Genomic DNA, 3037 nt, shown 5'->3' with positions numbered 1-3037 from the left:
GTATCCCGGCCGATCTCGGCGTCGGCACCAAGGAGGACATCGAGGAGGAGCGCCGCCTGGCCGTGCGGAAAGAAGCGTTGCGGCATGACCAGGTTGAGATTGTCCTTGGCTCGCGTCATCGCCACGTAAAGCAGCCGGCGCTCCTCCTCGATGTCCTCCTTGGTGCCGACGCCGAGATCGGCCGGGATACAGCCGTCGACCGTGTTGAGCACGAAGACGTTCTTCCATTCCTGGCCCTTGGCCGAATGGATGGTCGACAGGATCAGATAGTCCTCGTCGCGATGCGGCGGCCCGGCCTGGTCGCTGGTGGCGTCCGGCGGATCGAGCGTCAGTTCTGTCAGGAAGCGTTCGCGCGAGGCGTAGCCCGAGCCGATCTGCTCGAGTTGCAAGAGATCGGCGCGGCGCGTCGTTGCATCCTCGTGGATGCGCTCCAGATGCGGCTCGTACCACAGCCTGATCTGTTCGAGATCAGCAGGCCATTTGGCGCCGGCGCGCAGGCCGGAATAGAGCGAGACGAAGCCCGGCCAGTCATCGGCGGCGCGTTGCGGCGGACGCCAGCCGGCCAGCCCCATCGCCTCGTCCAGCGCCGTCGTCATGGTCTCGACGATCTGCGCGGCAGCCGAAGGGCCGATGCCCGGCATCAGCTGCAGCACGCGGAAGCCGGCGACCCGGTCGCGCGGGTTTTCGGCAAAGCGCAGCACCGCCAGCACATCCTTGACGTGAGCGGCATCGAGAAATTTCAAGCCGCCGAACTTGACGAAGGGAATGTTGCGCCGCGTCAGCTCGATCTCCAGCGGGCCGCTGTGGTGCGAGGCGCGAAACAGCACCGCCTGCGATTTCAGTGCCGTGCCGGCCTCGCGCTCGGCCAGGATGGTATCGCAGACGAAATTGGCCTGCTCGACCTCGTCGCGCACGGTCACCAGTTTTGGCCTGTCGGTCGACTTGCGCTCCGACCACAGGTTCTTGGTGAAGCGCTCCGAGGCTTCGCCGATCACCGCATTGGCGGCCGCCAGGATGGTTTCGGTCGAGCGGTAATTGCGCTCCAGCATCACGACGTCGGCGGCTTGCGCGAACTGGTTGGGGAAGTCGAGGATGTTGCGCACCTCGGCGGCGCGGAACGAATAGATCGACTGCGCATCGTCGCCCACCACCGTCAGCCCGGCGCCGTCGGGTTTCAGTGCCATGAGGATCGAAGCCTGCAGGCGATTTGTGTCCTGGTATTCGTCGACCAGCACATGGTCGAAACGCCCGCCCAGATGCGCTGCTATCTCGGGCTCCGCCGCCATCTGCGCCCAGTAGAGCAGCAAATCGTCGTAATCGAGCACGTTTTGCGCCTGCTTGGCCTCGACATAACCGGCGAACAATTGTTTCAGCTGCTCGGCCCAACCGGCGCACCAGGGAAAGGCGGAACCCAACACCTCGTTGAGCGGCGCCTGTGCGTTGACGGCGCGCGAATAGATGGCAAGGCAGGTTCCCTTGGTGGGGAAACGCGCTTCCGTCTTCGAGAAGCCGAGTTCGTGGCGGACCAGATTCATCAGGTCCGCGGAATCCTCGCGATCATGGATGGTGAAGGCAGGGTCGAGGCCGATCTCCAGCGCATAGTCGCGAAGCAGCCGCGCGCCGATGCCGTGAAAGGTTCCCGCCCAGGTCAGCGCATCGGTGATGACAGCTGCATCGCGGCCGAGCACTTCGCCGGCGATACGCTCGACGCGCCTGGCCATTTCGGACGCGGCGCGGCGCGAGAACGTCATCAGCAGGATGCGGCGCGGGTCGGCCCCCTTGACGACCAGATGGGCGACGCGGTGAGCTAGCGTGTTGGTCTTGCCCGAACCGGCGCCGGCAATGACCAGCAGCGGACCGGCTATCTGGCCGTCGCCGTGCTCGACTGCCTGGCGCTGGGCATCGTTGAGCCGGGCGAGATAGGCAGGCTGGACGGTCGGGTCCCGAAAGGTCGAATCAGCAGTGGCGAGGTTCATCCCCCATCAAGCATCGTTTCTGCTTTGTTCGCAATATCGATGCGGGGCTGGCCTCGTGACAGGCCGAAGTGCGACATCCGTGTCTTTAGCGTTGCGGATCGACACCCATGTCGGCCGACTGCCGCCGCAAGGTCTCGCGATCATATTGCGACGGCGGCAACAGCAGCGGGTCGACCGTATCGGGCACGTTTTCGACCATCTTCCTGGCGATACGATAAGTGACATAGGCGAAGGCGCCGGCGACGAGCAGACGGAACATAGTGCAACACTCCTTTGGAGTAGAACCAACCGGGGAAACCGCCTTTGGTTCCCTTGCCAATCGTCCACGCGCGCAGTCGAAGATGGAGGGCGGTTTCGCCAGCGCTCCCCGATGCATTCTTGAGGCAACCGGAGGCGGAACTTGGCGTTTTGCGGGGTTCGCGTGCTGCCGCAACCCGCTGTGGCGTCCCGGACGGACTTTTTGGAGAAGAAGGCCGGCGCCGCTTGGGAGGAGTGAAGCGCCGGCCAAGCGGATAATTAGGTCCGCCGCACAGGTAAGGCTAGCTGAGTCTTTCCCCTGCGTCATCGGGGGATTATCTTTGTTAAAAGCGTACCGAGGCGCACTGCCCTATCGGTCGCCGGTCCGTCACAAGCTTGTCCTGGCCAGCATCCCGGCAATCTCCTTCATCTTCCCGCCTCGCCGCCCAATTGTTGCCTGACCAGCGCGACATGGAAATTCGTGCCGAACAACAGCCCGTCATCGTCGAAATCGTAGCTGGAATTGTGCAGCGGCGCCGAGCCCTCGCCATTGCCGAGGAAGACGAAGCAGCCCGGCACATGGTCGAGGAAGCGGGCGAAATCCTCGGAGGCGGTCATCGGCTCGCGAGCGACGGCGATGTTGCCGGGTTTGAAGACGTGCCTTGCGGCGGCAAATGCTGCATCGACCATTTCAGCATCGTTGCGCAGCGGCACGAACTCCCTGCTGTAATTGACCTCGGCCGCGACATTGTAGGCGGCAGCGGTGCCCTGCGTAATGATGCGCATCTGCCGCTCGATCTCGGCGCTGACCTCGGGGCGGAAGC

General features: G+C 63.9%; 3 protein-coding genes. All 3 read right to left on the bottom strand.

The window, feature by feature from the left end:
* Nucleotides 1-1976: ATP-dependent helicase (locus tag EN906_RS28905; protein ID WP_164777432.1), on the bottom strand; the 1976-nt coding region annotated here is incomplete at its 3' end.
* Between the two features lie 85 nt (nt 1977-2061).
* Nucleotides 2062-2235, bottom strand: coding sequence for a hypothetical protein (locus EN906_RS28900; RefSeq protein WP_127269821.1), 174 nt, complete (start codon nt 2233-2235; stop codon nt 2062-2064).
* Nucleotides 2236-2639: 404 nt separating this feature from the next.
* Nucleotides 2640-3037: M20/M25/M40 family metallo-hydrolase (locus tag EN906_RS28895; protein ID WP_127375555.1), on the bottom strand; the 398-nt coding region annotated here is incomplete at its 5' end.

The sequence above is a fragment of the Mesorhizobium sp. M7A.F.Ca.CA.004.06.1.1 genome (assembly GCF_003999135.1).
Lineage (GTDB): Bacteria > Pseudomonadota > Alphaproteobacteria > Rhizobiales > Rhizobiaceae > Mesorhizobium.
This window is presented reverse-complemented; position numbering and strand designations above follow the sequence as displayed.

What these genes read in the sequence shown, in the direction of transcription:
- EN906_RS28900 (WP_127269821.1), bottom strand. Translation starts at nt 2,235, where the DNA reads ATGTTCCGTCTGCTCGTCGCCGGCGCCTTCGCCTATGTCACTTATCGT.